Consider the following 25181-nt stretch of genomic DNA (forward strand, 5'->3'; position numbering starts at 1 on the left):
TATTTCAACATCGGAAACATGATGACGGTCCAATGCGGCACGACGGGCTTGTCCTGATATTGCTCTGGCGCGAGCTGGTCGCCGGCCTGCGTGCGATGCGGCGCTGCGATCTTGCCTGGATTGCGTTCGGCGGCAGTGGTCTTCTGGCCTATGCGGTCGCCGATATCGTGATCGCCTTGGATACTGCGGCGCCGAAACTCCGCCACGACCAACTTCTATGGACTGTCGGCCTGCCACTTGCCTTGGCGGTGCTCGGAGTGCTCGCCGGCAACGCGGTGTCCGAGCTCTGCCTTCAACGCGCCTTCGCGCCCTTCCTCAGGGCGCTGCCGCTTGCGCCCGGCAGCGCTGCCATATGGCCGGCGTGGCGACGCTCGTGCTCGCAGCACCGCTCGTGCTGTTGGTTGCCGTTTCGGCCGGCCTTTGCCTGCGCTGTGATTGGCAAGCCGTTGGCGCTCGCCGGGGGCTTGGGCGCTGCGATCATGTTTGTCGCTGAGATCAAGAAGGGCAAATACGTCTACTATCACTGCACGGGGCATACCAACAAAGGCCGGGGCGGGTACGGTGATTGCCGCCGGAAATATGTCCGCGAGGAAGTGCTCGATCAGGAATTCGCCAACCTGCTTGACCGGTTGCATTTCGACGAAGAGATACTGGAATGGGTCAAGGCAGCCCTCATGGCCAGCCGTGCCGACGAGCGCCGCGAGCATGAACAGGCAATCCATCGATGCCAGGTCGAGTACAAGCGGCTCGAGGATCGGCTGCACGCCATGTTTCTCGACAAGCTCGATGGCCGCATCGACAACGCATTCTATGACCGGATGTCAGCACATGGCGAACCGAACAGACGCGGCTGTTTCCCGAGATAGAGCGCCATGGTAGCGCCGAAGAATCATACATGGAGGACGGCATCCGGCTGTTGGAACTGGCGCGCAATGCCTGCCGACTGTCTGTGAAACAGCCTGTGCACGAGAAAAAGCGACTCTTGAATCTCGTGCTGTCGAACTGCCAATGGGACAAAGGCGAGGGTCACGCCGTATTCAGGCAACCCTTTGATCTACTTGCGGAAACGGTCGCGTCCGGAGCAGCAACTAGCGCACAGCAAACAGCGTTGCCGACGGGGAGTCCAGTTTGGCTGGGGCGCCAGGATTCGAACCTGGGAATGTCGGTACCAAAAACCGATGCCTTACCACTTGGCGACGCCCCAATAGCCGTCAGAGTCGCTGTGCGGGCGCGTTATTAGCAGAGCAGCCGAAAAGCACAATGCTTATGAGCGACCGCGAAGGCACTCGGCTGACCAGCAGTGCGATTGCCGCCAGATGATCCACAAACGGACTATACGGACCACACGGCCAACTCGTTGCCGGCTGGGTCGACAAAGTGGAAGCGTCGACCGCCCGGGAATGCGAATATCGGCTTGACGATCGTTCCGCCGCCGCTTTCGACCGCGCCAAGGGTTTCTTCCAGATTCTCACTGTAAAGCACGGGCAGCGGCTTGGCCGGCGCTTCTTCTGCATCGGCCTGAAAACCTCCGTCCAGCCCCTCGGCAAAGGCCGAATAGGTTGGTCCATAGTCGGTGAACGACCAGCCAAAGGCGGCCCTATAGAAGCCTTTCATCCGGTCCAGCGTGCCGCCGGTCGCCGGCATTTCCAGATAGTCCAGTTTTCCAGGCTGTTTCACGAGGCACCTCTTTGTTCCCGTTATGTTCTAGAGGCTTCGAGCCGTGAGGTGGCAAGTCTTTTTGACGCATCCCGGGGGATCGCTTTTTCTTAATCGATTGTAGCGACCCGGCGGCTTGCCCGGGCGCTTGCCTTTCGCACTGCAGCATCATATCGCTCCAAGTCGGACACGGGTGAGCTTCCGTTTCGCCAATCTTTCCAATCTCCTGCAACCGGAGAGCAAAGCATGACCAAATGGGTTTTCACCTTTGGCGATGGTGCGGCGGAAGGCCGTGCCGGCGACAAGAATCTGCTGGGCGGCAAGGGCGCCAATCTGGCCGAGATGTGCAGCCTGGGCCTGCCGGTGCCGCCGGGCTTCACGATCACCACCGAGGTCTGCAATGCCTACTATGCCAATGGCCGGACCTATCCGGCAGGATTGGAAGCCGACGTCGCCGTCGCGCTCGACCATATCGGCCGGCTGACCGGCCGCCGGTTCGGCGACCCGTCCAAGCTGCTCCTGGTTTCGGTGCGTTCCGGCGCCCGGGCGTCGATGCCCGGCATGATGGACACCGTGCTCAATCTCGGATTGAACGACGAGACGGTCGAGGCGCTGGCCTCCGATTCCGGCGATGCGCGATTTGCCTATGACAGCTACCGCCGTTTCATCCAGATGTATTCCGATGTCGTCATGGGCCTCGATCACGAGGTATTCGAGGAAATTCTGGAAGACCAGAAAGCCAGCCTCGGCCATGAGCTCGACACCGAGCTGACGGCCATCGAATGGCAAGGCGTCATCGCGCTCTACAAAGCCAAGGTCGAGGAAGAGCTGGGCAAGCCGTTCCCGCAGGATCCGCACGAGCAGCTCTGGGGCGCGATCGGCGCGGTGTTTTCGAGCTGGATGAATAACCGCGCCATCACCTACCGGCGCCTGCACGATATTCCCGAAAGCTGGGGCACGGCGGTCAATGTCCAGGCCATGGTGTTCGGCAATATGGGTGAGACCTCGGCCACCGGCGTTGCCTTCACCCGCAACCCGTCGACCGGTGAAAAGCAGCTCTATGGCGAGTTCCTGGTCAACGCGCAGGGCGAGGATGTCGTTGCCGGCATCCGCACACCGCAGAACATCACCGAGGCGGCGCGCATCGCGGCGGGCTCCGACAAGCCGTCACTGCAGAAGCTGATGCCGGACGCCTTCCGGTCCTTCGTCACCATCTCCGACAGCCTGGAAAAGCACTACCGCGACATGCAGGACCTCGAATTCACCATCGAGCGCGGCAAATTGTGGATGCTGCAGACAAGGTCCGGCAAGCGGACCGCCAAAGCGGCGCTCAGGATCGCCGTCGAGATGGCCAGGGACAGGCTGATCACCAAGGAAGAGGCGGTCGCGCGCATCGATCCGGCTTCGCTCGACCAGTTGCTGCACCCGACCATCGACCCAGAAGCCGCGCGCGACGTGATCGGTGTCGGCCTGCCGGCGTCTCCCGGGGCCGCCACCGGCGAGATCGTCTTTTCCTCCGGCGATGCCGAGGACCTGAAGGCGCAAGGGCGCAAGGCGATCCTGGTGCGCATAGAGACCAGTCCGGAAGATATCCACGGCATGCATGCGGCCGAAGGCATCCTGACCACGCGCGGCGGCATGACCAGCCACGCCGCGGTGGTCGCGCGCGGCATGGGCAAGCCCTGTGTGTCCGGCGCCGGCTCGCTGCGTGTCGATTACAGGGCCGGGACGCTGATCTCGATGGGACAGACCTTCCGCAAGGGTGACATCATCACCATCGACGGCGGCAACGGCCAGGTGCTCAAGGGCGCCGTGGCGATGCTGCAGCCGGAACTGTCAGGCGATTTCGCCGCCATCATGGAGTGGGCGGACGCGGTGCGCCGCATGAAGGTGCGCACCAACGCCGAAACGCCGCTCGACGCCCGCATGGCGCGCTCCTTCGGCGCCGAAGGCATCGGGCTATGCCGCACCGAGCACATGTTCTTCGACGGCGCCCGCATCGTCGCCATGCGCGAGATGATCCTGGCCGACACCGAGAAGGACCGGCGCGCCGCGTTGGCCAAGCTTCTGCCCATGCAGCGCTCGGATTTCCTGGAACTGTTCGAGATCATGGCCGGCCTGCCGGTGACGATCCGCCTGCTCGATCCGCCGCTGCACGAATTCCTGCCCAAGACCGAGGCCGAAATCGCCGAAGTCGCGGCCGTGATGAATGTGTCGCCCGACAAGCTCAGGCAGCGCACCGAGGCGCTGCACGAATTCAACCCGATGCTCGGCCATCGCGGCTGCCGGTTGGCCGTGTCTTACCCCGAGATCGCCGAAATGCAGGCGCGCGCCATTTTCGAGGCGGCCGTCGAGGCCGGCAAGAAAGCCGGCGCACTGGTGGTGCCCGAGATCATGGTGCCGCTGGTCGGCCTGGTGAAGGAACTCGATTATGTGAAGGCGCGCATCGATGCGGTCGCCAAGAGCGTCATGGACGAGAGCGGCGTCAAGATCGATTACCTCACCGGAACCATGATTGAGCTCCCCCGCGCGGCGATCCGCGCCCATGTCATCGCCGAGACGGCCGAGTTCTTCTCCTTCGGTACCAACGACCTCACCCAGACAACCTTCGGCATCTCGCGCGACGATGCGGCCTCCTTCCTGGAAACCTACCGCCAGAAGGGCATCATCGAGCAGGATCCGTTCGTCTCTCTCGACATTGACGGTGTCGGTGAACTGGTGCGCATGGCGGCGCAAAAGGGCAGGGCGACGCGGCCCAGCATCAAGCTTGGCATCTGCGGCGAGCATGGCGGTGATCCTTCGTCGATCCGCTTCTGCGAGGAGGTCGGGCTCGACTACGTCTCCTGCTCACCCTATCGCGTGCCGATCGCCAGGCTGGCTGCGGCGCAGGCCGCTGTGCAGGCGGCAAAGGTAGGACGTGGATAGACCGGTACGAAGCTTGCGGTTTGTATGAAACTCACGCGGACGTACTGGCGACATGAGCGTAATCTCGACATTGTTTGCGATCAATTTGCGGATGACCGCCAATTGTCTACGGAAACAGACGTTTTAGATGTCACCCGCTCCGTTCCGCTCGATCCTGATTATTCAAACGAAGTTCATAGGCGATATCGTCCTCGCCTCGACGCTCGCCGGAAACCTGCAGCTCGAATTTCCCGGTGCCAGGATCGTGTTCCTCTGCGAAGCCCACTTCGAGAGCTTCGTGGTTGCGCATGGCATCGCTTCCGAGGTGGTTGCGTTCAGGCGGACCCGCATTCGAGGCAACCCGCTGGAGCGTGGAAAAGAGCTCTATGCCGTGGTGCGGGCGCTGCGCCGCTTCCATTTCGACCTGACGATCGATTTGACCGATTCCAAGACCTCTCGGGTGGTCAGCGGCTTCGTCAACGCCAGGACACGTATCGGCTACAATCCTCCCGAGAGGCCGCTGAAGCTGTTGGAAAGGCAGCCCGCCAATGTGTTTGCCAGACCATTTGGGTTTGGCGGCCAGCATTTTGTCTATCGCTACCTCTCCCCGCTTGAAGCGCTCGGCATCGATCTGCGCGTGACGGTACCGAGCATCCAGCCGTTGCCGTCCGAGGCGGCGAAAGCCTTGGCGCTTCTGGACGGGCACCATATCCACTCGAACGCCTTCGTCGCCGTCCATGCGGGCGCGAGTTTCAAGGGCCGGCAATGGCAGCCCGAACGGTTTGCCCAGGCGATTGACGAGATTGCGGCCGAAACCGGACTGGGTGTCGTCCTGGTGGGAGGGCCTGACGAACGTGAAACCGCCGCACGGATCGTTACCGGGACGGCGGCGCCGGTGGTCGATCTGGTCGGAGCGCTGTCGCTCGAGAGCCTGCTGGCGGTCCTGGAACAGGCCCGGCTGTTTCTCGGCAACGAAAGCGGCCCTATGCACATGGCCGCTGCCGCGGGCACCCCGGTTGTCGGCCTTTTCGGCCTGACGCATCCGGCACGCTGGGGACCTGTCGGCGTGCCCAGCATCGTGCTCCGGCCGCCAATGCCGTGCGATTGCGTGGCCAGGGATTTGTGTCGCCGAACCGATCCCAGCAAGGCGTGCTGCGTCTGGCGTCTTGAGGTGAAGCCGGTCGTCGATGCGGCGCTCGAGATCCTCGCACGCACCGAGCTGGAAAAGGAACGCGCTGTCCGAGGGCAATGGACCGGCCGGACTGTCGCCGAATGACGCGTTCACCAAGCGGAAGGTCAAATTGCCGCGTCATGCGTTTTTCTGCTATCCCTCGTCCGATTTTCGCCTTCATGCGGGTTTTGGGATAGCGGCTTGAAGTCGCGGGTCGGGAATTTGGTTTGATGCATCTGCTGCAAAAACATGTCTGCATGATCGCCGTGTCGGTGGCGCTGATATCCAGCGCCCATGCCGCGCCGCTGGTCGAACCCACGCTGCACATCAAGCCGGCTGCAAGCGGAACCGGCCGCGTTGCGCTCACGCTCGATGCCTGCGGCGGCAAGACCGACACGCGCATTCTCTCGGCGCTGGTGGAGAACAAGATACCGGCCACCATTTTCGTCACCGGCATCTGGCTGAAGCGCAACGCCGATGCCGTCGCGATCATGCGGGCGCATCCCGACCTGTTCGAACTGGAAAATCACGGCGGTCGCCATGTTCCGGCGGTCGACACGCCACGGAAAATCTATGGCATAAGCAGCGCCGGCAGCCCGGAGGCTGTGCTTGCCGAGGTCGAGTCAGGGGCCGCGGCTCTGGCCACGACCGGCGAACCGGCGCCGAAATGGTTCCGCGGCGCAACCGCCGAATACAGCCCCTCGGCCATCGCGATGATCCGCAAGCTCGGCTTCAAGATTGCCGGCTTCTCGATCAATGGCGACGGCGGCTCGCTGCTCGGCGCCAAGGAGACGGCCAGGCGTATCGCCGCGGCCAAGGATGGCGACGTCATCATCTCTCATATCAACCAGCCGACCCATGCCGCGGGCGAGGGCGTTGTGCAGGGCCTGCTGGCGCTCAAGGACAAGGGCATAACCTTCGTGCGGCTCGACGATGCCGATGGGACGGGCGATCACGGTACCACCGAGTAGGGCTGTTCAGTGTTTGATGGAATCGCCGAACCGCTCTAACGACTGGGCCTGACCTGAATCTCAATGCACCCGTAGATGCGTCGGGCCGAAGCGTTCAGTCCGGCTTGGCTTCGATGGTGACCTTGCTGGCGTAGAACGCGCCGTGGTCGCGGATGTCGGCCATCTCGTCGAACGGTTGCCGGTAGGCCCACATCGCGTCCTTGCCCGCTTCGCCCGCCGGCAGCACGCTCCAATAGCTGGCGTCACCCTTGTAGGGGCAGTGGGTCGAGTGGTCCGTCCGGCTGAGCTTGTCGAAATCGATGTCGGCGAACGGAACGTAGAAGGCTGCGGGGTAGGGGGCCTCCGTCAGCACCTTCGCCTTCGTGGACGACGCGATGACCGTATCGCCGGCGCGGACCGTGACGGTGCCGGAATACGGCTCTATCGTGATGACCTTGTCGGGATTGCGTTGGAAGCCGGGTGCCGGGTTGGCGATCTTGTCCATGCTGGTTCTCCTTGCCCCGACCTTAAGTGTGGTGGGCGGCCGGATAGAACAAGGCCCGTGGCGCAAGACTAGCCTTCGCGTTGCCGCGGAAATCAGGCGGCGGTTTTGAAGGCGTCCATCAGCCCTGCATAGGCGGCCGCGATGCCCGCCACCGGGTTGCTGCTTCTCGAAATGGTCTCGACTTTCAGCGCCCCGCCGCCGGTTGGCAAGGTGAGCAGCAGGAACTGGCGATTGCCGCCATCGCCGACGGATGCCGCCGCGACATGCTGGCCTTCCCCTTCGTTCTGGACGCACATCTTGAACAGCAGCGTGCCGCCGACCGCTTCGAGCGCGCCGCCGACAACTTCGACGAACTCGTCTTCGGAAACAGTCTTTTCGTCCGGCACCAGATCGGCCAGGCTTTCGGCAAGAGTACTCTCGAGAACCTTATCGTCGAGCGCGTCCATGCGAACCTCTTTCAGTCGCCAATCGCACCCCTTTGCCCGTTAACGAAGATTAACGCCGACGATGGCCGGATTATGGCACTTTTTGCGGTTGGTCCGATCACGAGAGTTTGCGCCGGCGTAATGTATTTGAAGCCCATGCCATTCGAATGGCAGCAGGCCAGCCAGGCAAAATCAAAAAGCGTCCGGATTCAATCATTTGCCAAATACAGGCCGAACTCCGACTTTCGTCAGCCGCGCCGGTGGGTGGCTGGACAATTCGCCGGTTCGCTTCACAATGCGGTCAAAAGCGCGAGGCGAAAAGCTCGGGGCAAAAAGCGTCAGGGAGGGAACGGCATGCTGGGACTGATGCAGGAATGGCCGCTGCTGTGCCACAAGCTGATCGACAATGCCGAAAGGCAACATGGTGTGCGCGAAATCGTGTCGCGTTCGATCGAGGGGCCGATCGTGCGCACCACCTACGCCGACATCCATCGTCGTTCCCTCAAGGTCGCCCAGCGCTTGGAGCGCGACGGCTTTGCCTTGGGCGACCGCATCGCGACGCTGGCCTGGAACACCGCCCGCCACATCGAGGCCTGGTATGGCATCATGGGCATCGGTGCTGTCTACCACACCCTCAACCCGCGCCTGTTTCCCGAACAGATCGTCTGGATCATGAACCACGCCGAGGACAAGGCCGTCTTCGTCGACCTTACCTTCATCCCGTTGCTGGAGAAGATCGCGGGTGCCGTCCAATCGCTGAAGAAGGTGATCGTGCTCACCGACAAGGCGCACATGCCGCAAACGACCCTGCCCGGTGTCGTTGCCTACGAGGACTGGCTTGACGAGGTCGATGGCGACTTCGCCTGGAAGACCTTTCATGAAGGCACCGCGGCCGGCATGTGCTATACGTCCGGCACGACGGGCGACCCGAAGGGCGTCCTCTACAGCCATCGCTCGAACGTGTTGCACGCCATGATCGCGGCCATGCCCGACGCCATGGGCCTGTCGGCGCGCGACACGATCCTGCCGGTGGTGCCGATGTTCCATGCCAATGCCTGGGGCCTTGGCCAGAGCGGTCCGATGACCGGCGCCAAGCTGGTCATGCCTGGCTGCAAGATGGACGGCGCCTCGATCTATGAGTTGCTCGATCAGGAGAAGGTGACCTTCAGCGCCGCCGTGCCGACCGTTTGGATGATGCTGCTGCAATATCTGGAAGAGACCGGCAAGACGCTTCCCTATCTGAACAAGGTCGTTATCGGCGGTTCGTCCTGCCCGCGCGCACTGATGACGAAATTCCAGGACAATTACGGTGTCCAGGTCATCCACGCCTGGGGCATGACCGAAATGTCGCCACTCGGCACGCTATGCACCTTGAAGCCGGACTATGCCAGCCTTGACGGCGACGCCCGGCTCGACGTCCAGAGCAAGCAGGGTTACCCGCCCTTCGGCGTCGAAATGAAGGTGACCGATGACGAGAACAACGCGCAGCCCTGGGACGGCAAGACGTTTGGCCGGCTCAAGGTACGCGGCCCGGCCGTGGCCCGCGCCTATTATGGCGGTGCGGGCGCGGAGCAGTTCGATGAGGATGGCTGGTTCGATACCGGAGACGTCGCTCATATCGATGCCGGCGGCTACATGCAGATCACCGATCGCGCCAAGGACGTCATCAAGTCCGGCGGCGAATGGATTTCGACCATCGACTTGGAGAATCTGGCCGTCGGCCATCCCGATGTAGCGGAAGCGGCGGCCATCGGCGTCCAACATTCGAAATGGGGTGAGCGGCCCTTGCTGGTCATCGTCGCCAAGCCGGGCAAGGAACCGACCAAGGCCGAGATTCTGGATTTCATGGATGGCAAGGTGGCCAAATGGTGGATGCCGGACGACGTCGCCTTCGTCGGCGAGATACCGCACACCGCCACCGGCAAGATCCAGAAGACCACCTTGCGTCAGCAGTTCAGGGACTATCGCTTGCCGACGGATTGAGGGGGATGTTGCGTGTTTCGGCTTCAAGCCGCCGCAAAAAGGCACTAGACCTCCATCCGGGTTGGGGCAGCGCAGAGAATAATGGTTAGCATTCCCGAACGGCAAACGTCGAAGGCTGCCGGCTGGTCGCGGCGCACGGCCGCCTTTTCGATGGTTCTTTTGCTGACGAACTTTGTCGGCCATCGCTTCGGCCTCGTCCAAACGCCGGTGCTCCTGTGGGTGCTGGGCATTGTCGCCCTGCTGGCTGCGTTGGCGCTGCTGTTTGCCGGCCTGGCCTTTGCGAGGCTGTGGAATTTTGGTGACCGTGGTGGCCGTGATCTCAGCGTCGGCGTCTTGCTGGCGCTGCTGGTGCTCACCCCCTACGGCGTTGCCGCCTACTGGGCGACGATCTATCCGCCGCTGCGGGACATCTCGACCGATTTCGACGAACCGCCCGCGCTCGATGTCGGTGACCGGACCAAGGACATGAACGTGCTGTCCCCGCCGACGCCGGGTGAGCAGACGTTGCAGACCGACAGCTATCCATTGGTCACCGCGCGCAGCTACGACCTGCCATTCGAGACCGTCGTCAATGCCGTTGAAACCGTGCTCGACCGGCGAGGCTGGGACCTTTCGGAGCCTTATCCCGAACTCGCCGGACAGACAGAGGTGACCATCACCGCCGTCGCCCCGAGCTTCGTTCTTGGCCTTCCTGCGGACGTCGCCATTCGCGTGAGGGATGACGGCGACACGGTCATCGTCGACATGCGGTCGGCCTCGCGCTACGGCCGCCACGACCTTGGCGACAATGCCGCGCGCATCACCGATTTCCTGGCGGAACTGGATCAGGAAGTCGCCGGCCAGGTCGGCGCGGCGCCGGCCGAGTAGCCATGTCCGGGCGAATTCACGCTCGCGACAATGGCAGGATCAACGCGTGGGTGGTGGGCAGGCCTATCGGCCCGGCGTGAAGATGCCGTCGATGGCGGGGGCGGCGTCCGTCGCCACCACGCCGCGCGCCACCAGGTCCTCCAGATGGGCAAGCACCGACAGGCCGGCGGCGCCATGCAGCCGGGGATCGGTATCCCTGTAGATCGCCTTGACCATGTCGGGAATGGTCCTGTCGCCGGCTCTGATCCGCTCCAGTATGGCTCGTTCGCGCATCTTGCGATGGGTCTTCAGCCCGCGCATGAAAGCGCGCGGCGCCGCTACCGGTCCACCATGGCCAGGCAGCAGCAGGCGATCGGCGCGCTCGATCAGCCGGTCCAGCGATGCCATGTAATCGGCCATTGCCCCGTCCGGCGGCGCGACGATGGAGGTTGCCCAACCCATGACATGATCGGCTGAAAACAGGATGCCGGTTCCTTCCAGCGCGAATGCCGCGTGATTGGCGGTGTGGCCGGGCGTCAGGACCGTCCGGATCGCCCAGCCGTCGCCGCTGACCAGTTCACTGTCCAGCAACGCGATGTCGGGAACGAAAGCGGTGTCGGCGCTGGCGTCGAGCGCATTGGTTTCGCCGATATGCAAGGGCCTTGCCGGCCGGTGCGGTCCTTCCGCCAGCACCTGGGCGCCGGTGTGCTCCTTCAACCGGGCCGCCAGCGGAGAATGGTCGCGATGCGTGTGGCTGACGAAGATGTGGCTGACCGGCCGTCCGGCGATCACGTCGAGCAAGGTCCGGAGATGCGACCCGTCATCCGGTCCGGGATCGATCACCGCCAGCGTGTCGCGTCCCACGACATAGCTGTTGGTGCCATGAAAAGTGAAGGGGCTGGGATTCCGGGCTGTGACGCGTTGCACGTCGGGGGCCACGCTTACGCCCTGGCCATAAGCGGGGTCGAAGCTGGTATCGAATTTGAGAGCCATGTCGGCGCATTGTTCCAAGAACGGCAAAACCGATTGCCGCATAGCACGCAAGCCAATATAGGAAAATGCAAGACCGCGATTTCTGGTTCGCGGCAAGATTGAATTGGGGAAGACCATGACAACCGCAACGACGACGCGCCCGCTTGTTTTTCTGGCCTTGCCGCAGGAAGGTGCTGCGCGACTGGCGACGCAGTTTTTGCTGGCGATCGCCGGCACACTGCTGTTGACCCTTTCGGCCAAGACCAAGGTAGTGCTCGGGCCTGTCGATATCTCGATGCAGACGCTCGCCGTCTTTCTGATCGCCGCCGCCTTCGGCATGCGGCTCGGCGTCGCCACCCTGCTGCTCTACATGGCGGAAGGCGCGATGGGCTTCCCGGTCTTCCAGGGCACGCCGGAAAAGGGCGTCGGCATCGCCTACATGCTCGGCTCGACCGGCGGCTATCTCGCCGGCTTCGTGGTCATGGCGGCGATTGTCGGCTGGGCCGCCGACCGCGGCTGGGACCGTCATCCGATCAAGCTTTTCAACGCCATGCTGGTTGCCGAAGTGGTGATGATGGCGATGGGTTTTGCCTGGCTGGCGCTGCTCATCGGCCCGGAAAAATCCTGGCAGTTCGGCGTCGTGCCGTTCATCGTCGGCGACCTGATCAAGGTCGCTCTCGCGGCCAGCCTCGTGCCGGCCGTCTGGTCATTGCTGAAGCGCTCCTGATTTGAGAGCATCCGGCCCGGATCACTCCGGGCCGGAGCTTGGCCTGCGATGAGCTCGGGCCTGTTCCCCAGGCATGTCACGGACGGGCGTTTCTGATGAAGGTTCTGGTCACCGGCGCCGCCGGCTTCATAGGCTATCATGTCGCCAGGCGGCTCCTGGAGCGTGGTGACGAGGTTGTCGGCATCGACAGCATCAACGACTACTACGACCCCGACATCAAGCAGGCGCGGCTGCGGCTGCTGGCCGAGGCGAGCCGCGGCACCAATGCCGGCTATCATTTCATCCATGGCAATCTTGCCGACCGTGGCGTGGTCGATGGCTGCTTTGCCGACCACGCCTTCGACCGGGTGATCCATCTCTCCGCCCAGGCAGGCGTCCGCTACAGCCTGGAAAATCCGCGCGCTTATGTCGAGAGCAACATCGTTGCTTTCACCAACATGCTCGAGGCCTGCCGTGGCAGCCGCGTCGGGCACCTGACCTATGCCAGCACCTCCAGTGTCTATGGCGCCAACACCGACATGCCGTTTTCCGAGCATCGCCCGGCCGACCATCCCTTGCAGTTCTACGCCGCCACCAAGCGCGCCAACGAACTGATGGCGCACAGCTACAGCCATCTATTCGGCCTGCCGACCACGGGGCTGCGTTTCTTCACCGTGTACGGTCCCTGGGGGCGACCTGACATGGCTCTGTTCCTGTTTACCAGGAGCATCCTGGCCGGCGAGCCGATCAAGCTGTTCAACAACGGCAACCACACGCGCGACTTCACCTATGTCGAGGACATCGCCGAGGGCGTGATTCGCGCCAGCGACAGTCCCGCCGCGGCCAACCCGGCCTGGGATTCCAGCCATCCGGATCCGGCGACCAGCAGTGCGCCCTGGCGCATCTTCAACATCGGCAACAACAACCCGGTGAAGCTGACCGCCTATGTCGAGGCGCTGGAAAACGCGCTTGGCCGCAAGGCCGTGGTCGAACTCTTGCCGCTGCAGGCCGGCGACGTGCCCGACACCTTCGCCGACACTTCGGCGCTGCAAGCGGCGGTCGGCTACCGCCCCCGCACCTCCGTCACCGAGGGGGTAGGGCGGTTCGTCGAGTGGTACCAGGATTATTTTGGGCGGGCGTGATGAACGCGCTCTTGGCCGCGTAGAGGCCGGCTCCCGGTCGAAAAAGACCAGGAACAAAAATATGTGCTAGTCTCCCAAGTCATCAGACGGTGGGGATTGCCATGTTGGAAACGGACAAGCTGTTCGCGGGCTCGATCCCGGAAAACTACGACCGCTACATGGTGCCTTTGATTTTCGAGCCGTTCGCCGTCGATATCGCGCAACGAGCCGCGGCTCTGTCGCCGGGCGCGGTCCTGGAAATCGCCGCGGGCACCGGGGTCGTCACCCGCGCATTGGCGCCAAGATTGGCCCCTGGCGCAAGCTATATGGTGACCGACCTGAACCAGCCGATGCTCGACTATGCCGCCTCACGACAGACACCTGACAGCCGCATCGAATGGCGCCAGGCGGATGCGATGGCGCTCCCGTTCGAGGATGCGGCCTTCGATCTCGTCTGTTGCCAGTTCGGTGCGATGTTCTTTCCAAACCGCACCTCCGCCTACCGCGAAGCCAGGCGGGTCTTGAAGCCGGGAGGACGGTTCTTGTTCAACGTATGGGATCGCATCGAGGAGAATGTGTTCGCCGATGACGTGACCAATGCGCTGGCGCGGATTTTTCCCGACGATCCGCCGCGCTTCCTGGCACGCACGCCGCACGGCTACCACGATAAGGCGCTGATCCGTCGCGACCTGGAGGATGCGGGTTTCTCCGACGTTGCGATCGAGACGACAGCCGAACAAAGCCGCGCATCCTCGCCGCGCCTTCCGGCCGTCGCTTATTGTCAGGGCACCGTTCTTCGCAGCGAAATCGAGGCCAGGGACGCTGGAAAACTGGACGCCGCAACCGACTACGCGGCATCCGCCATTGCCGACAGACATGGCAGTGGCGAAGTTGCCGCCAAAATCCAGGCACATGTAATCATGGCTGTGGCCTAAATGTTGGTATGTCTGCCCTACGGTGATCGGGGCCTCGGCCTTGCCAAGATTGGGATCAGGCGGGTCCGGCCGAAGCGGGAGGCGCCCGTCGATGGACGGTATTCAACATGGCCGACACGTTTGTCGTGTGCCGCATTGACAAGCCAATGCATGAAACCTAAGCACAGGCACTCAGGGCCGGGGGGCTTTGGCATGTCGAGGAGAGCTTCTTGAAAGGAATTATCCTTGCTGGAGGCAGTGGAACGCGTCTTTATCCGCTAACATTAGCAGTCTCTAAGCAAATTCTTCCCATCTACGACAAGCCGATGATCTATTATCCGCTGAGCGTGTTGATGCTCGCGGGAATACGAGAGATTCTGATCATTTCGACGCCTCGTGATCTGCCGGCTTTCCGTGCTTTACTCGGCGACGGATCGGACTTCGGGCTGGCACTGTCTTACGCCGAGCAGCCGCAGCCCAATGGCCTCGCGGAAGCCTTCATCATCGGCCGCGATTTCATCGGCAAGGACAGCGTGTCGATGATCCTGGGCGACAACATCTATTTTGGCGACGGGCTGTCGCAGCTTTGCCGCGCCGCGGCTTCGCGCCAGAGGGGAGCTTCGGTGTTCGCCTACCATGTCGAGGACCCCGAACGCTATGGCGTGGTGTCTTTCGACAAGGCGACCGGAACCGCGCTGACGATCGAGGAAAAGCCACAGAAGCCGAAGTCCAACTGGGCCGTCACCGGTCTCTATTTCTACGACAACGACGTCGTCGACATCGCCCCGACCATTCGTCCTTCGGCGCGTGGCGAGATCGAGATCACGGCGGTCAACAATGTCTATCTCGAGCGCGGCCAGCTCCATGTTCACCGGCTGGGCCGCGGCTATGCCTGGCTCGACACCGGCACCCATGACAGCCTGCACGAAGCCTCTTCCTTCGTGCGCACGATCGAGCATCGCCAGGGCATCAAGGTCGCCTGCCCGGAGGAGATCGCCTTCGAACAGGGTTGGCTGACGGCGGACATGGTGCTGGAGCGCGCGACCCGCCTGGGAAAGAACGAATACGCCGCCTATCTGCGCAGGCGTGTCGCCGATCTTTCGGAGGGCTAGATGCTGGAGGTGAGATCCCTGGGCATCGACGGGGTGCTGGAAATCGTTCCCAAACGCCATGGCGACGCACGCGGTTTCTTCATGGAGACCTACAATGCCGAGCACTTTTCGCAGGCCGGCATCGACCTGACTTTCGTGCAGGACAACCACTCCTATTCCGCCGCCCCGGGCGTCCTGCGCGGGCTTCACTACCAGGTTGCGCCGCGCGCCCAGGACAAGCTGCTGCGCGTCATCCGTGGCAGCATCTTCGACATCGCGGTCGATATCCGCCGCGCCTCGAAAACCTTCGGAAAATGGGTCGCGCTGGAAGTGTCGGCCGAAAAGGGCAATCAGATCCTGGTGCCAAAGGGTTTCGCGCACGGCTTCGTCACGCTCGTGCCCGACACCGAGGTGCTGTACAAGGTGACCGACACCTATTCTCCCGAGCATGACCGCTCGATCCGTTTCGACGATCCCGCCATCGGCATCGAATGGCCGTCGCTGGCCGGCGGGTTCCAGCTTTCCGACAAGGACCTCAAGGCGCCGCTGCTGGCGGCGGCCGAGGTGTTCGCCTGATGGAGCGTGTGGTGCATAAGGACGGCGCGATGAATTTTCTGGTGACGGGCGGTGCCGGCTTCATCGGTTCGGCGGTTTGCCGGCATCTGTGCGCCAACCCGGCCTACCGGGTGACCAATCTCGACAAGCTGACCTATGCGGGCAACCTGGCCTCGCTGCGGCCGATCGAGAATGTCCACAATTACAGCTTCGCCCAGGCCGACATCTGTGACGAGAGGGCGGTGCTCGATCTCCTGCGCCGCGACGATATCGACATCGTCATGAACCTCGCCGCCGAGAGCCATGTCGACCGCTCGATCGATGGACCTGGCGCCTTCATCGAGACCAACATCGTCGGCACCTACAAGATCCTCAATGCCGCGCTCGAATATTGGCGCGGCCTGTCCGGCGACAAAAAGGGCCGCTTCCGCTTCCATCACGTCTCGACCGACGAGGTGTTCGGCGACCTGCCTTTCGACGGCGGCATGTTCGTCGAGGAGACGCCCTACGCGCCGTCCTCGCCCTATTCCGCCTCGAAGGCGGCCTCGGACCATCTGGTGCGTGCCTGGCACGAGACCTACGGCCTGCCGGTCGTGCTTTCCAACTGTTCCAACAATTACGGCCCCTATCATTTCCCCGAGAAGCTGATCCCGCTCGTCATCCTCAACGCCCTCGATGAAAAGCCGCTGCCGGTCTACGGCGCCGGCGCCAATGTGCGCGACTGGCTGTTCGTCGAGGATCACGCGCGTGCCCTGGAACTGGTCGCCACGAAAGGCCATCCGGGCGAGAGCTACAATGTCGGCGGCAATTCGGAACGCACCAACCTCGCCGTCGTCGAGACGATCTGCGACCTGCTCGACACCAGGCGTCCGCGCGCCGGCGGCAGGCGCTATCGCGAGTTGATCTCCTTCGTCACCGACCGCCCCGGTCACGACCGCCGCTATGCCATCGATGCCACCAAGATAAGCCGCGAGCTCGGCTGGACGCCGAGGGAGAATTTCGACAGCGGCCTTGCCAGGACCGTGGACTGGTTCCTCGACAACAAATGGTGGTGGGGGCCGATCCGCGAACAGCGTTATGCCGGCGAAAGGCTGGGCGAAGCACGCAAGGTGGGCGCGTGAGGCTCCTCGTCACCGGACGCGACGGCCAGGTCGCGGCGAGCCTGCTGGAGGCCGGCCGCGCGGGCACGGAGGTCGTCGCCCTCGGTCGCCCGGAGCTCGACCTGGCAAGACCCGACACCGTCATCGACGTCATCGCGGCTGCCAAGCCCGATATCGTCGTATCGGCCGCCGCCTATACCGCCGTCGACCAGGCCGAGGACGAGCCCGATCTGGCCTTCGCGGTGAACGCGGTCGGTGCCGGCAAGGTGGCCGAGGCTGCCGCGCGGCTCGGCGTTCCCGTCATCCATCTTTCGACCGACTATGTCTTCGACGGAACCAGGGCCGGCGCCTATGTCGAAACCGACCCGACGGCGCCGCTCGGTGTCTACGGCGCCTCCAAGCTCGCCGGCGAGCAGGCGGTAGCAGTCGCCAACCCGCGCCACCTGATCCTGCGCACAGCCTGGGTCTACAGCCCGTTCGGAAAAAATTTCGTGAAGACCATGCTGAGGCTCGCCGCCGACCGCGACGAGATTTCGGTGGTGGCCGATCAATGGGGAAATCCCACATCGGCGCTCGATATCGCCGACGCGATCCTGCATACGGCCGCCATGCTGCACGCCGACAAGGACTTCGCCGCGTTCGGCACCTATCACCTGGCCGGCACGGGCGAGACCAACTGGAGCGGCTTTGCCCGTCATATCCTCGACACAAGCCTGAAGTCTGGTGGCCCCTGGGCGCGGGTACGGGATATCACGACGATGGACTACCCAACCAAGGCCCGCCGCCCCGCCAACTCCCGGCTATCCAGCGCGAACTTTGCGGACGTGTTCGCATGGACCGCGCCGGACTGGCGGAAGTCGGCGGAGGAGGTGGTGCGCCGGCTGGTGATGGGCGAGACGAAACGGGCACTGACAGCATGAACAAGCATCCTTTGCCTGAGCGGCAGGCTATTGGTGAGGGCGGATCTAAAGCTGGGATAGAGTCCAAGCGAGCTGAAGCTCGGGACAGCTCACTTCGCGACCTATACCAGGCCCATAGCGGCAAGGTCTCGGACAAATGGTCGATCTATCTTGAAACATACGACCGAATTTTCGCGCAATATCGAAACAGGCCGGTTCGAATTCTGGAAATTGGGGTCCAGAATGGTGGTTCACTCGAGATTTGGCGAAAATATTTTCCCAACGCGGAACTCGTTCTAGGCTGCGACATCAACGTGGCGTGCGGCAACCTGGTCTTCGATGACAACAAAATCGCTGTTATTGTCGGTGACGCAAATACGAATGATGTAGAAGGTAATATTACTGCGACTTCCGATCGATTTGATATTATTATAGACGACGGATCGCACACGTCGTCTGACATTATACGCTCCTTCGCTCGCTATTTCCCTCACCTTTCCGAGGGCGGGATTTATATAGCGGAGGATTTGCATTGCAGCTATTGGCGGGAGTTCGAGGGCGGTCTCTACGATCCTCTCTCTTCCATGTCATTCTTCAAATGTCTGCTTGATGTGGTCAACCATGAGCATTGGGGGGTGGACAGTCGCCGCGTGGATGCTTTGGCTGATTTTGCGGCCGAACTCCAGATTGTCTTTGATGAGGACACTCTCGCGTCGGTTCATTCCATCGGGTTCTTGAACTCGCTCTGCATTGTGACAAAACGACCGGCACGGGAGAATGTCCTCGGGCCTCGCAATGTTCAAGGCACGGATGCGATCGCCGACAGCAGCATGATCACCCTCGATGGCACCGAAAACAAGGCGACCGATCAGTCCGGAAATCCATGGTCGTCGAAGACGACTTTGAAAGAACAGATTGAAACCGGCAAGGGAATTCTCGAGCACCAGAAAGCGCGCATCGAGGCTCTTTCCAGCGAGACGGTCGAAATACGCGACAGACTGAGAATCCGCGACGACGAGATCGCGCAGACGAGGGCGCAGGCCATCGCAAGGGCCGAAGATATCCAAATCCTGCAACAGGAACTGGCGGCTGCACAAGAGATGACGAGCAGGTTGCTAGTCGATCGCGACGATGCGCGCTTTGAGGAAGTCCGGTTGCATCGTGTTCTCGATGCCGTTTACGCCAGCACGTCCTGGCGGCTGACGAGGCCAATGCGGGGGCTTGCTCATCGTGCTCGCGCCATCGGCAAGGCGCCCGTGGGGGTGCGCGGCGTGATGGCTCGCGGTGCATATATCGGCTGGCGCAATCTGCCTCTGTCTGTCGACGCGAAACAGAAATTGAAGGGCGCGGTCTTCTCGAGGTTTCCTTCGCTGTTTGGTGTTACGAATGCCTACCGCGCCTGGAGAAACATGACGGCGCCGGATGTTGCGGCGGGCTACAGCCCGACAGCCGCGCAAGCGGTTGTGTTCAGGTCCGGCCCAATTCTTGCGCCCGAGCCCATTTATGTGCCGCGGCTCGAAGCGCCTCCTTTAATTCGGAAGCCCATACGCGTCATCGCTTTCTACCTGCCCCAGTTCCATTCCATTCCCGAGAATGATGAATGGTGGGGGCAAGGCTTCACCGAATGGACCAATGTCAGGCCCGCCCAGCCGCAATTTGTCGGCCACCATCAGCCGCACGTGCCGGATGAGTTCGGCTATTATGACTTGCGCGATACCGCCGTGCAGCGTCGCCAGATCGAATTGGCAAAGCTCTATGGCGTGGAAGGCTTCTGTTTCTACTTCTATTGGTTTGGCGGCAAGCGGCTCCTGGAAACGCCGCTCAAGAACTGGCTTGAGGACAAGAGCCTCGATATGCCGTTCTGCCTCTGCTGGGCCAACGAGAACTGGTCGCGCCGCTGGGACGGCATGGATCGGGAAATACTCATCGCCCAGGATCACTCGCCCGAGGACGATCTCGCCTTCATCGCCGAAGTTGCGCCTTACCTTCGCGATTCCCGCGCCATCCGCATCGACGGCAAGCCGCTGCTGCTTGTGTATCGCCCGAGCCTGCTTCCGTCCGCAGCCGAGACAGCCCGGCGCTGGCGGGCATGGTGCCGTGAGAACGGGGTCGGCGAGATCTTCCTCGCCTATACCCAATCCTTCGAATCTGTCGCCCCCGGGCGCTACGGGTTCGATGGCGCCGTCGAATTTCCGCCCAACAATTCCGCGCCGCCAAACGTCACACATTCCGTCACGCCGCTGCACGAGGATTTTGCCACAACCGTCTATGACTGGTCAGTTTTCCCGCTGCGCAGCGAGACCTATCCGCCTCGCAAATACAAGCTCTTCCGTTCGGTTTGCCCTGGCTGGGACAACACGGCGCGCCGCAAGCGTGGCGGCACCGTATTCATCAACAACACCCCCGCGCTCTACCGCAAATGGCTCGACAATGCCATCGCGGACACACTGGCTCATACTGAAGAGCCATCCGAGCGGCTGGTCTTCGTCAATGCCTGGAACGAGTGGGCGGAAGGCGCGCATCTGGAGCCCGACAGTGCAAACGGCTATGCCTATCTGCAGGCGACCCGCGACGCTTTGGAGGCGGCGGGCGGGAAATGCAAACCCCGCATAGTGATCGTATCCCACGACGCCCATCCGCACGGCGCGCAACTGCTGGCGCTCAACTTGGCCAAGGGATTCAAGCAACTCGGTTTCGATCCCGATCTCATCGTATTGGGGGACGGACCGCTGCTCGGTCGCTTCGCCGAAAGTGCAACCGTGCACAGGATCAACTTGCTTGGGTCGGACGATGCCGATGCGTTCAATCGCCTGTCCGCGATCAGGAATGCTCGCGCGGAAGTGGCAATCGTGAACACCACGGTATCCGGCAACCTCGTTCCGCTGTTGAAGCGTGCGGGGTTCCGGACTGTTTGCCTCGTTCATGAACTACCCGGGATATTGGCGTCTTACGGCCTTGCCGATCCCGCGACAGCCATTGCCGAAAGCGTCGACACGGTCGTTTTCCCGGCCGAGATTGTGAAAGCGGGATTTGAGGAATTTGTTGGCCGGCCTGTCAGCCAATCGGTAGTCAGACCGCAGGGCCTGTATTTGCGTATGCCTTATCAGGAGGGCGATCGTCAAAGAACCCGAGAAACTGTCCGCGCGAAATTGCAGATACCGGCAAACGCCAGCATCATCTTATGTGCGGGCTACGCCGATCATCGGAAGGGCCTCGATCTATTCGTTGATGTCTGCCTTCGGGTGATGAGGGACAAGCCAGACGTGGTTGCTGTCTGGGTTGGCCACGTCGACCGCGTCTTTCACGCCAAGCAGATGGAACGCGTGAGAGGGACAGGGCTTGAGGATCGCTTCGTCTTTGTAGGCTTGGTGGAGAACCCGCAGGAATACTATTTCGCGGCGGATATCTACGCCCTGACCTCGCGCGAAGATCCGTTCCCCTCGGTGGTGCTTGAGGCGCTTGATGCCGCGATACCGGTCGTTGCCTTCGAAGGTGCCGGTGGCTTTCAGGATCTGCTGAAGCGGGATTGCGGAGTTCTTGTGCCCCCATTCGACACTGGCGCCATGGCCAAGGCCCTCAGCGGTCTGCTCGATGATCCGGACCACGCCCGGCATCTGGCGGGCGTGGGCCGTGACATTGTCCGCCAGGAATTCAGCTTCAGCCATTACCTGCATGACTTGCTGACTTACTCCGGGAGGCCTTTGCCGAAGGTATCGGTCATTGTGCCGAACTACAATTACGCCCAATATCTGCGCGCGCGCTTGAGTTCGATCATGGATCAGACGGTGCGGCCCTATGAACTGATCGTGCTCGACGATGCTTCGACCGATGAAAGTGTCGAAGTCATCGAGCAATTTCTGGGCCACTGCGACATTCCGAACCGACTGGTCTTGAATGTGGAAAATTCGGGCTCCGTTTTCCGTCAATGGATGCGTGGAGTCGAAATGGCACGCGGCGATTATGTGTGGATCGCTGAAGCCGACGACCTTGCCGATCCCGGATTTCTGGCTGAGCTTCTGCCCGCCTTCGAACGCGACGGAGTGGTGATGAGTTACTGCCAGTCGCGCCAGATGGATAGCACCGGTCGCGTCTTGTCCGAGCACTATCTCGATTACGTGTCCGACATTGACCGATCTCGCTGGACGAGACCCTACGTCGTGGGTGGCCGCCAGGAAATCGCCGAGGCGCTGTATCTCAAGAACACTATTCCAAACGTCAGTGGCGTTTTGTTTCGAAGGGTACCCATGCGCGAGGCTCTCGCCCAGAACCTTGATGAAATCGCCTCCTACAGAAATGCCGGTGACTGGGTCGCGTATCTGCGGTTGCTGGAGAAGGGCGATATCGCGTTCAATCCGCGCGCGCTCAACTCGCATCGCCGGCATCAGTCAAGCGTGACGATAGGGAGCTTCAACGCAAGGCAGTTGCAGGAGATCGCGCGCGTGCAATCGGAAACGATTGCCCGCTTCAAACTGGGGGCGGCGGCGCGATATTCGGCGACTGCTTATGCTCAGCGACTCTATGAGCAGTTTGGCTTGGCCACAGCTGACAGGCCAAGATTCGAAGGCCATTCGAACTCTGCGGAAACGCGGGCCGAGCTAGGAGCACATACGTGACAAACTCGGATTCGACCAAAAAGCTCGGCGAGTCAGCCGCAATTGTCGGCGCCCCCTGGGCCAAGAGTTCATATTATGACGATGCCGAGCGTTGGACATTTATCTTTTGGGACGAAGACAAGAGCTTCCGGCATCTTTTTAACCAAATGGACCTGACTTCGGTTCTCGAACTCTCATGCGGACACGGTCGGCACGCTGAGTGCGTCGCCAAGATGACAGATCGTCTGACATTGATGGACGTCCACAATGGCAACCTGGATTTCTGCCGAGATCGACTTCGGGCATATCCGTTTATCCGGTACGTCAAGGGAGATGGGTACTCCTTTGAGCCAATAGAGCAAGAAAGCGTGACCGCTATCTTTTGCTATGACTCCATGGTGCATTTCAGTCCGGATATAGTTGAGAATTATCTCAAGGACGCAGCACGAATACTGAGGCCAGGCGGGATGGGGCTCTTCCACCATTCTAATTACCCGGCGCCGATGGATCGGCATTACGGTCGGAATCCGCAGGCACGAAATCACATGACCAAGAAACTATTCGAGGCCTACGCCAAAAATGCGGGTCTTACCATCCGCGAAAGCAATATCATTCCGTGGGGTGGGGTGAACGAACTGGATTGCGTGACGCTGGTGGAGCGGCCGGGTTGATCTGGGCTATTTGGCCAAGTGGATCGCGAGCGGGAAGTGATTGCGGAGCCAGCCACCAGATTCCAACTGGATCGAGAATGCGGCTTAGCTTAGCCTGAGTGCTTTGTGTCTAATACATTTTGTACGGAGACTTGGTCAAAATGGGCGCCAAGGAAGTCAAATAGCGGTCTGAGGCGGCTAGGATCGTCACGGTAATCGTCATAGTGAACGTGGAAAACATCATCTGCCGACGATCTTGCCGTCTCACGAAGCAACTGATCTGCGGTGGCCAAGTCCGCTTCTGTGACTCCATGGCTGGCCTTTTTATTGCTGGCCATTGTGGCCTCCAGATCGCGCGTGTTGATTAGGAACGCACAGCGCGGAAAGAACCGCCGCATGAATTCCAGCTCGAATGCCAGTTCTTCGGCGGTCAAATGGTAGCGGATCTCCTTAAACCCCGTGACGCGAGCATGCGGTGGCGGTTTTAGGATATTCCGAACGAAACTGGCAGCAAGGTCGCGTCCGTACGAGTCAAGGTCCATGTGGACGGCGCCATACCAGGAGCTGGTAGACTTCTCGCTGTCGGGAGAAAAGAGATCCTGGGCAATCTTTGCAGCCTGCCAGGACTGGACGAGACCGTGAAGAGCCCCGGCATTTTCACCTCGGACGAGGACGCCCGGAATGGCGTTCAGCATGCCCTGAAGCAGGGTTGAGCCTGATCGCCCGTAAGTCACTATAAAGAGAAAGTCAAAATTCATTGCGGTTTCATAAGAAATCGGGCTGCATTAGAACCGACACTTGTAATGGACTGAGTATCGATTGATCAATAAGGTGTGGGCTGCTGTTGAAAACAGCGGATTTTTTTGCTCTTTCTAGGTTAGTGGGAAACCGTCGACCGTGTAACACGAGGCTAAGTGCAGCCAGCCAATCAATATTCAACGAAGCCCCCACAAAATACTGGCCGGGAAAAAATCCGTCAAGCTGGCCGAAGACGGCTGACGCGACCCCCCAAGGCCATCCCGGGCCGCTCGATGTAACGATAGCTCAGGAACGATAGAGGTATCAATACTGCAAGAGTCGCAATGACCGAGGAAAAGAACGGTAAAGACACCCCGTCGAGGGACGCGTAGAGCGCCCGGTACGCACCTAGGCGATCTAGGACGACGATGACGACCGGATGCCAGAGGTAAATACTGAAGCTGGCATTGCCGAGGATCTTCGCGACAGGATTCACGAACGATTTTTGCGGGTGAAGCGAAACGCCGACCACCGCGCCCGCTAACGTCACCGCCCAAGCAGCCTTGACCCCGGAACCGCCGCTTGGCCCAAGGACCGTCCCTAGAAGTGCCGCGAGCGGGTTCGCGAGGTAGATCAGACCAACGATTGACAGAAGGCCACCCCAGAGGACTATGCGTCCAATCCAAGGTGAGGTGCCGCGAAGTCTAAGCCAGACATAGTAACCCGCTATACCGGCCGCGAAGTAGAACAGGTGGGCTATCATAGAGAGTTGCCCAAAGAGCGCCAAGGACCCCTCTGTTCCTTGGAACGCCAACGCCCAATTGGCTGCCAGGAAAATTGCCACGACAAGAAAGACCAGAGATCGTGCAATCCCGGTGATGGCAAATACCAGCAGCGGCAGGATTGCGTAGAAGGCCATTTCGACGCCGATAGACCATGAGGCCATGACGAATCCACTGGCTTGACGTGGTACAAAGTTGAAGACAAAGAGCGCTGAACTGACGAATTGGGAAAGCGGGATCGTTGTTCCCCACATCGTCCAGCAGAACGGGATGTAGAAAACCATTATAAAATAGAATAGAGGCGCGATACGTAGGAATCGCCGCAGGTAAAATTCTCGCAATTTCTGTCGTGTCTCGATTTTCCCGCGGTACCCAACAAAAAGGCCGAAAGCACTGACTATGTAGAATAGCGGCACTCCGTTACCGAAATGCGCCGGAATAAACGACAAATAGCTAGGTATCTGCAGTCGCGGCAGTGCAATCAGATGAACAAGGACAATCGACAATGCCGCGTAGCAACGCATCGCAAGGAGCCCAGGCAGCTCAATACGCGAATGAGCATCCTCTAGAGCATTTGCCTTCTCGATCTCGGACCTCATCCCGTCCCCGTTTTTTGCAGTC

Annotated in this window: 21 protein-coding genes and 1 tRNA gene; 15 read left to right on the plus strand and 7 right to left on the minus strand. The window is 61.1% G+C overall.

Annotated features, from left to right (window positions below; genetic code table 11):
* The first annotated feature begins 32 nt into the window (after window positions 1-32).
* Window positions 33-866: a zinc ribbon domain-containing protein gene (locus FJW08_RS18335; RefSeq protein WP_246682414.1), complete on the plus strand. Its 834-nt coding sequence runs from the start codon at window positions 33-35 to the stop codon at window positions 864-866.
* Window positions 867-1129: 263 nt separating this feature from the next.
* Here the strand turns inward: FJW08_RS18335 and FJW08_RS18340 are convergent.
* Together FJW08_RS18340 and FJW08_RS18345 are read right to left on the minus strand one after the other, a co-directional pair.
* Window positions 1130-1204, minus strand: a tRNA-Gln gene (locus FJW08_RS18340).
* Window positions 1205-1332: 128 nt separating this feature from the next.
* Complete coding sequence (locus FJW08_RS18345) at window positions 1333-1677, minus strand: VOC family protein (protein ID WP_140811768.1); 345 nt, start codon at window positions 1675-1677, stop codon at window positions 1333-1335.
* A gap of 225 nt (window positions 1678-1902) precedes the next feature.
* Here FJW08_RS18345 and ppdK point away from each other — a divergent pair, with 225 nt between their 5' ends.
* From ppdK to FJW08_RS18360, 3 genes are all read left to right on the plus strand, one after another.
* Window positions 1903-4581: a pyruvate, phosphate dikinase gene (ppdK, locus tag FJW08_RS18350; protein ID WP_140811769.1), complete on the plus strand. Its 2679-nt coding sequence runs from the start codon at window positions 1903-1905 to the stop codon at window positions 4579-4581.
* Between the two features lie 127 nt (window positions 4582-4708).
* Window positions 4709-5836, plus strand: coding sequence for a glycosyltransferase family 9 protein (locus FJW08_RS18355; RefSeq protein WP_140811770.1), 1128 nt, complete (start codon window positions 4709-4711; stop codon window positions 5834-5836).
* Between the two features lie 125 nt (window positions 5837-5961).
* Complete coding sequence (locus tag FJW08_RS18360; RefSeq protein WP_140811771.1) at window positions 5962-6702, plus strand: polysaccharide deacetylase family protein; 741 nt, start codon at window positions 5962-5964, stop codon at window positions 6700-6702.
* Window positions 6703-6796: 94 nt separating this feature from the next.
* Here FJW08_RS18360 and FJW08_RS18365 read toward each other — a convergent pair whose 3' ends face one another.
* Together FJW08_RS18365 and FJW08_RS18370 are read right to left on the minus strand one after the other, a co-directional pair.
* On the minus strand, window positions 6797-7186 hold the full coding sequence (locus FJW08_RS18365) for a DUF427 domain-containing protein (protein ID WP_140760994.1): 390 nt from the start codon (window positions 7184-7186) through the stop codon (window positions 6797-6799).
* Window positions 7187-7278: 92 nt separating this feature from the next.
* Window positions 7279-7632, minus strand: a complete 354-nt coding sequence (locus FJW08_RS18370; protein WP_140510466.1) for a hypothetical protein — start codon at window positions 7630-7632, stop codon at window positions 7279-7281.
* A 333-nt stretch (window positions 7633-7965) separates the two neighbouring features.
* Between FJW08_RS18370 and FJW08_RS18375 the strand changes: the two genes are divergently transcribed.
* The gene (locus tag FJW08_RS18375; protein WP_140811772.1) at window positions 7966-9594 is read left to right on the plus strand and encodes a fatty-acid--CoA ligase; all 1629 of its coding nucleotides are present in this window, start codon (window positions 7966-7968) and stop codon (window positions 9592-9594) included.
* 81 nt (window positions 9595-9675) lie between these two features.
* Window positions 9676-10461: a DUF1499 domain-containing protein gene (locus tag FJW08_RS18380; RefSeq protein WP_140811773.1), complete on the plus strand. Its 786-nt coding sequence runs from the start codon at window positions 9676-9678 to the stop codon at window positions 10459-10461.
* Window positions 10462-10524: 63 nt separating this feature from the next.
* Here FJW08_RS18380 and FJW08_RS18385 read toward each other — a convergent pair whose 3' ends face one another.
* On the minus strand, window positions 10525-11433 hold the full coding sequence (locus FJW08_RS18385; protein WP_140811774.1) for an MBL fold metallo-hydrolase: 909 nt from the start codon (window positions 11431-11433) through the stop codon (window positions 10525-10527).
* Between the two features lie 115 nt (window positions 11434-11548).
* On the opposite strand from FJW08_RS18385, the gene FJW08_RS18390 reads away from it, so the two are divergent.
* The 9 genes from FJW08_RS18390 (at window position 11549) to FJW08_RS18430 (ending at window position 23061) form a co-directional block, all read left to right on the plus strand.
* Window positions 11549-12139: a biotin transporter BioY gene (locus FJW08_RS18390; RefSeq protein ID WP_140811775.1), complete on the plus strand. Its 591-nt coding sequence runs from the start codon at window positions 11549-11551 to the stop codon at window positions 12137-12139.
* Window positions 12140-12234: 95 nt separating this feature from the next.
* Window positions 12235-13260 carry an NAD-dependent epimerase gene (locus FJW08_RS18395; protein ID WP_140811776.1) on the plus strand — a complete coding sequence of 342 codons (1026 nt, stop codon included), beginning with the start codon at window positions 12235-12237 and terminating at the stop codon, window positions 13258-13260.
* 101 nt (window positions 13261-13361) lie between these two features.
* Window positions 13362-14174 (plus strand): class I SAM-dependent methyltransferase, encoded by an 813-nt coding sequence (locus tag FJW08_RS18400; RefSeq protein WP_140811777.1) that lies wholly within the window; start codon window positions 13362-13364, stop codon window positions 14172-14174.
* Window positions 14175-14383: 209 nt separating this feature from the next.
* Complete coding sequence (gene rfbA, locus FJW08_RS18405; protein ID WP_140760979.1) at window positions 14384-15265, plus strand: glucose-1-phosphate thymidylyltransferase RfbA; 882 nt, start codon at window positions 14384-14386, stop codon at window positions 15263-15265.
* Window positions 15266-15820 carry a dTDP-4-dehydrorhamnose 3,5-epimerase gene (gene rfbC / locus FJW08_RS18410; RefSeq protein WP_140811778.1) on the plus strand — a complete coding sequence of 185 codons (555 nt, stop codon included), beginning with the start codon at window positions 15266-15268 and terminating at the stop codon, window positions 15818-15820. It begins immediately after the preceding gene.
* A 29-nt stretch (window positions 15821-15849) separates the two neighbouring features.
* Window positions 15850-16920, plus strand: coding sequence for a dTDP-glucose 4,6-dehydratase (gene rfbB, locus FJW08_RS18415; protein ID WP_140811843.1), 1071 nt, complete (start codon window positions 15850-15852; stop codon window positions 16918-16920).
* Window positions 16917-17819 (plus strand): dTDP-4-dehydrorhamnose reductase, encoded by a 903-nt coding sequence (rfbD, locus tag FJW08_RS18420; RefSeq protein ID WP_140811779.1) that lies wholly within the window; start codon window positions 16917-16919, stop codon window positions 17817-17819. The genes rfbB and rfbD overlap by 4 nt, the downstream gene beginning before the upstream one ends.
* The gene (locus tag FJW08_RS18425) at window positions 17732-22411 is read left to right on the plus strand and encodes a glycoside hydrolase family 99-like domain-containing protein (protein ID WP_140811780.1); all 4680 of its coding nucleotides are present in this window, start codon (window positions 17732-17734) and stop codon (window positions 22409-22411) included. The genes rfbD and FJW08_RS18425 overlap by 88 nt, the downstream gene beginning before the upstream one ends.
* On the plus strand, window positions 22408-23061 hold the full coding sequence (locus FJW08_RS18430; RefSeq protein WP_140811781.1) for a class I SAM-dependent methyltransferase: 654 nt from the start codon (window positions 22408-22410) through the stop codon (window positions 23059-23061). Before FJW08_RS18425 ends, FJW08_RS18430 begins: the two co-directional genes overlap by 4 nt.
* Window positions 23062-23150: 89 nt before the next feature.
* Here FJW08_RS18430 and FJW08_RS18435 read toward each other — a convergent pair whose 3' ends face one another.
* Together FJW08_RS18435 and FJW08_RS18440 are read right to left on the minus strand one after the other, a co-directional pair.
* Window positions 23151-23798 carry a sulfotransferase gene (locus FJW08_RS18435; protein ID WP_140811782.1) on the minus strand — a complete coding sequence of 216 codons (648 nt, stop codon included), beginning with the start codon at window positions 23796-23798 and terminating at the stop codon, window positions 23151-23153.
* A 218-nt stretch (window positions 23799-24016) separates the two neighbouring features.
* Complete coding sequence (locus FJW08_RS18440; RefSeq protein WP_181182962.1) at window positions 24017-25159, minus strand: acyltransferase; 1143 nt, start codon at window positions 25157-25159, stop codon at window positions 24017-24019.
* Between the last annotated feature and the right edge of the window lie 22 nt (window positions 25160-25181).

Source organism: Mesorhizobium sp. B3-2-1, from assembly GCF_006439515.1.
Classification (GTDB): Bacteria; Pseudomonadota; Alphaproteobacteria; order Rhizobiales; family Rhizobiaceae; genus Mesorhizobium.

Bases quoted from the DNA above. Each gene is read 5' to 3' on its own strand.
- FJW08_RS18390 (WP_140811775.1), top strand. From the start codon at position 11,549: ATGACAACCGCAACGACGACGCGCCCGCTTGTTTTTCTGGCCTTGCCG.
- FJW08_RS18380 (WP_140811773.1), top strand. From the start codon at position 9,676: ATGGTTAGCATTCCCGAACGGCAAACGTCGAAGGCTGCCGGCTGGTCG.
- FJW08_RS18370 (WP_140510466.1), bottom strand. From the start codon at position 7,632: ATGGACGCGCTCGACGATAAGGTTCTCGAGAGTACTCTTGCCGAAAGC.
- FJW08_RS18335 (WP_246682414.1), top strand. From the start codon at position 33: ATGCGGCACGACGGGCTTGTCCTGATATTGCTCTGGCGCGAGCTGGTC.
- FJW08_RS18440 (WP_181182962.1), bottom strand. From the start codon at position 25,159: ATGAGGTCCGAGATCGAGAAGGCAAATGCTCTAGAGGATGCTCATTCG.
- FJW08_RS18425 (WP_140811780.1), top strand. From the start codon at position 17,732: ATGGACCGCGCCGGACTGGCGGAAGTCGGCGGAGGAGGTGGTGCGCCG.
- FJW08_RS18400 (WP_140811777.1), top strand. From the start codon at position 13,362: ATGTTGGAAACGGACAAGCTGTTCGCGGGCTCGATCCCGGAAAACTAC.
- FJW08_RS18395 (WP_140811776.1), top strand. From the start codon at position 12,235: ATGAAGGTTCTGGTCACCGGCGCCGCCGGCTTCATAGGCTATCATGTC.
- FJW08_RS18435 (WP_140811782.1), bottom strand. From the start codon at position 23,798: ATGAATTTTGACTTTCTCTTTATAGTGACTTACGGGCGATCAGGCTCA.
- rfbB (WP_140811843.1), top strand. From the start codon at position 15,850: ATGAATTTTCTGGTGACGGGCGGTGCCGGCTTCATCGGTTCGGCGGTT.
- FJW08_RS18360 (WP_140811771.1), top strand. From the start codon at position 5,962: ATGCATCTGCTGCAAAAACATGTCTGCATGATCGCCGTGTCGGTGGCG.
- FJW08_RS18365 (WP_140760994.1), bottom strand. From the start codon at position 7,186: ATGGACAAGATCGCCAACCCGGCACCCGGCTTCCAACGCAATCCCGAC.
- FJW08_RS18375 (WP_140811772.1), top strand. From the start codon at position 7,966: ATGCTGGGACTGATGCAGGAATGGCCGCTGCTGTGCCACAAGCTGATC.
- rfbC (WP_140811778.1), top strand. From the start codon at position 15,266: ATGCTGGAGGTGAGATCCCTGGGCATCGACGGGGTGCTGGAAATCGTT.
- FJW08_RS18355 (WP_140811770.1), top strand. From the start codon at position 4,709: ATGTCACCCGCTCCGTTCCGCTCGATCCTGATTATTCAAACGAAGTTC.
- FJW08_RS18385 (WP_140811774.1), bottom strand. From the start codon at position 11,433: ATGGCTCTCAAATTCGATACCAGCTTCGACCCCGCTTATGGCCAGGGC.
- ppdK (WP_140811769.1), top strand. From the start codon at position 1,903: ATGACCAAATGGGTTTTCACCTTTGGCGATGGTGCGGCGGAAGGCCGT.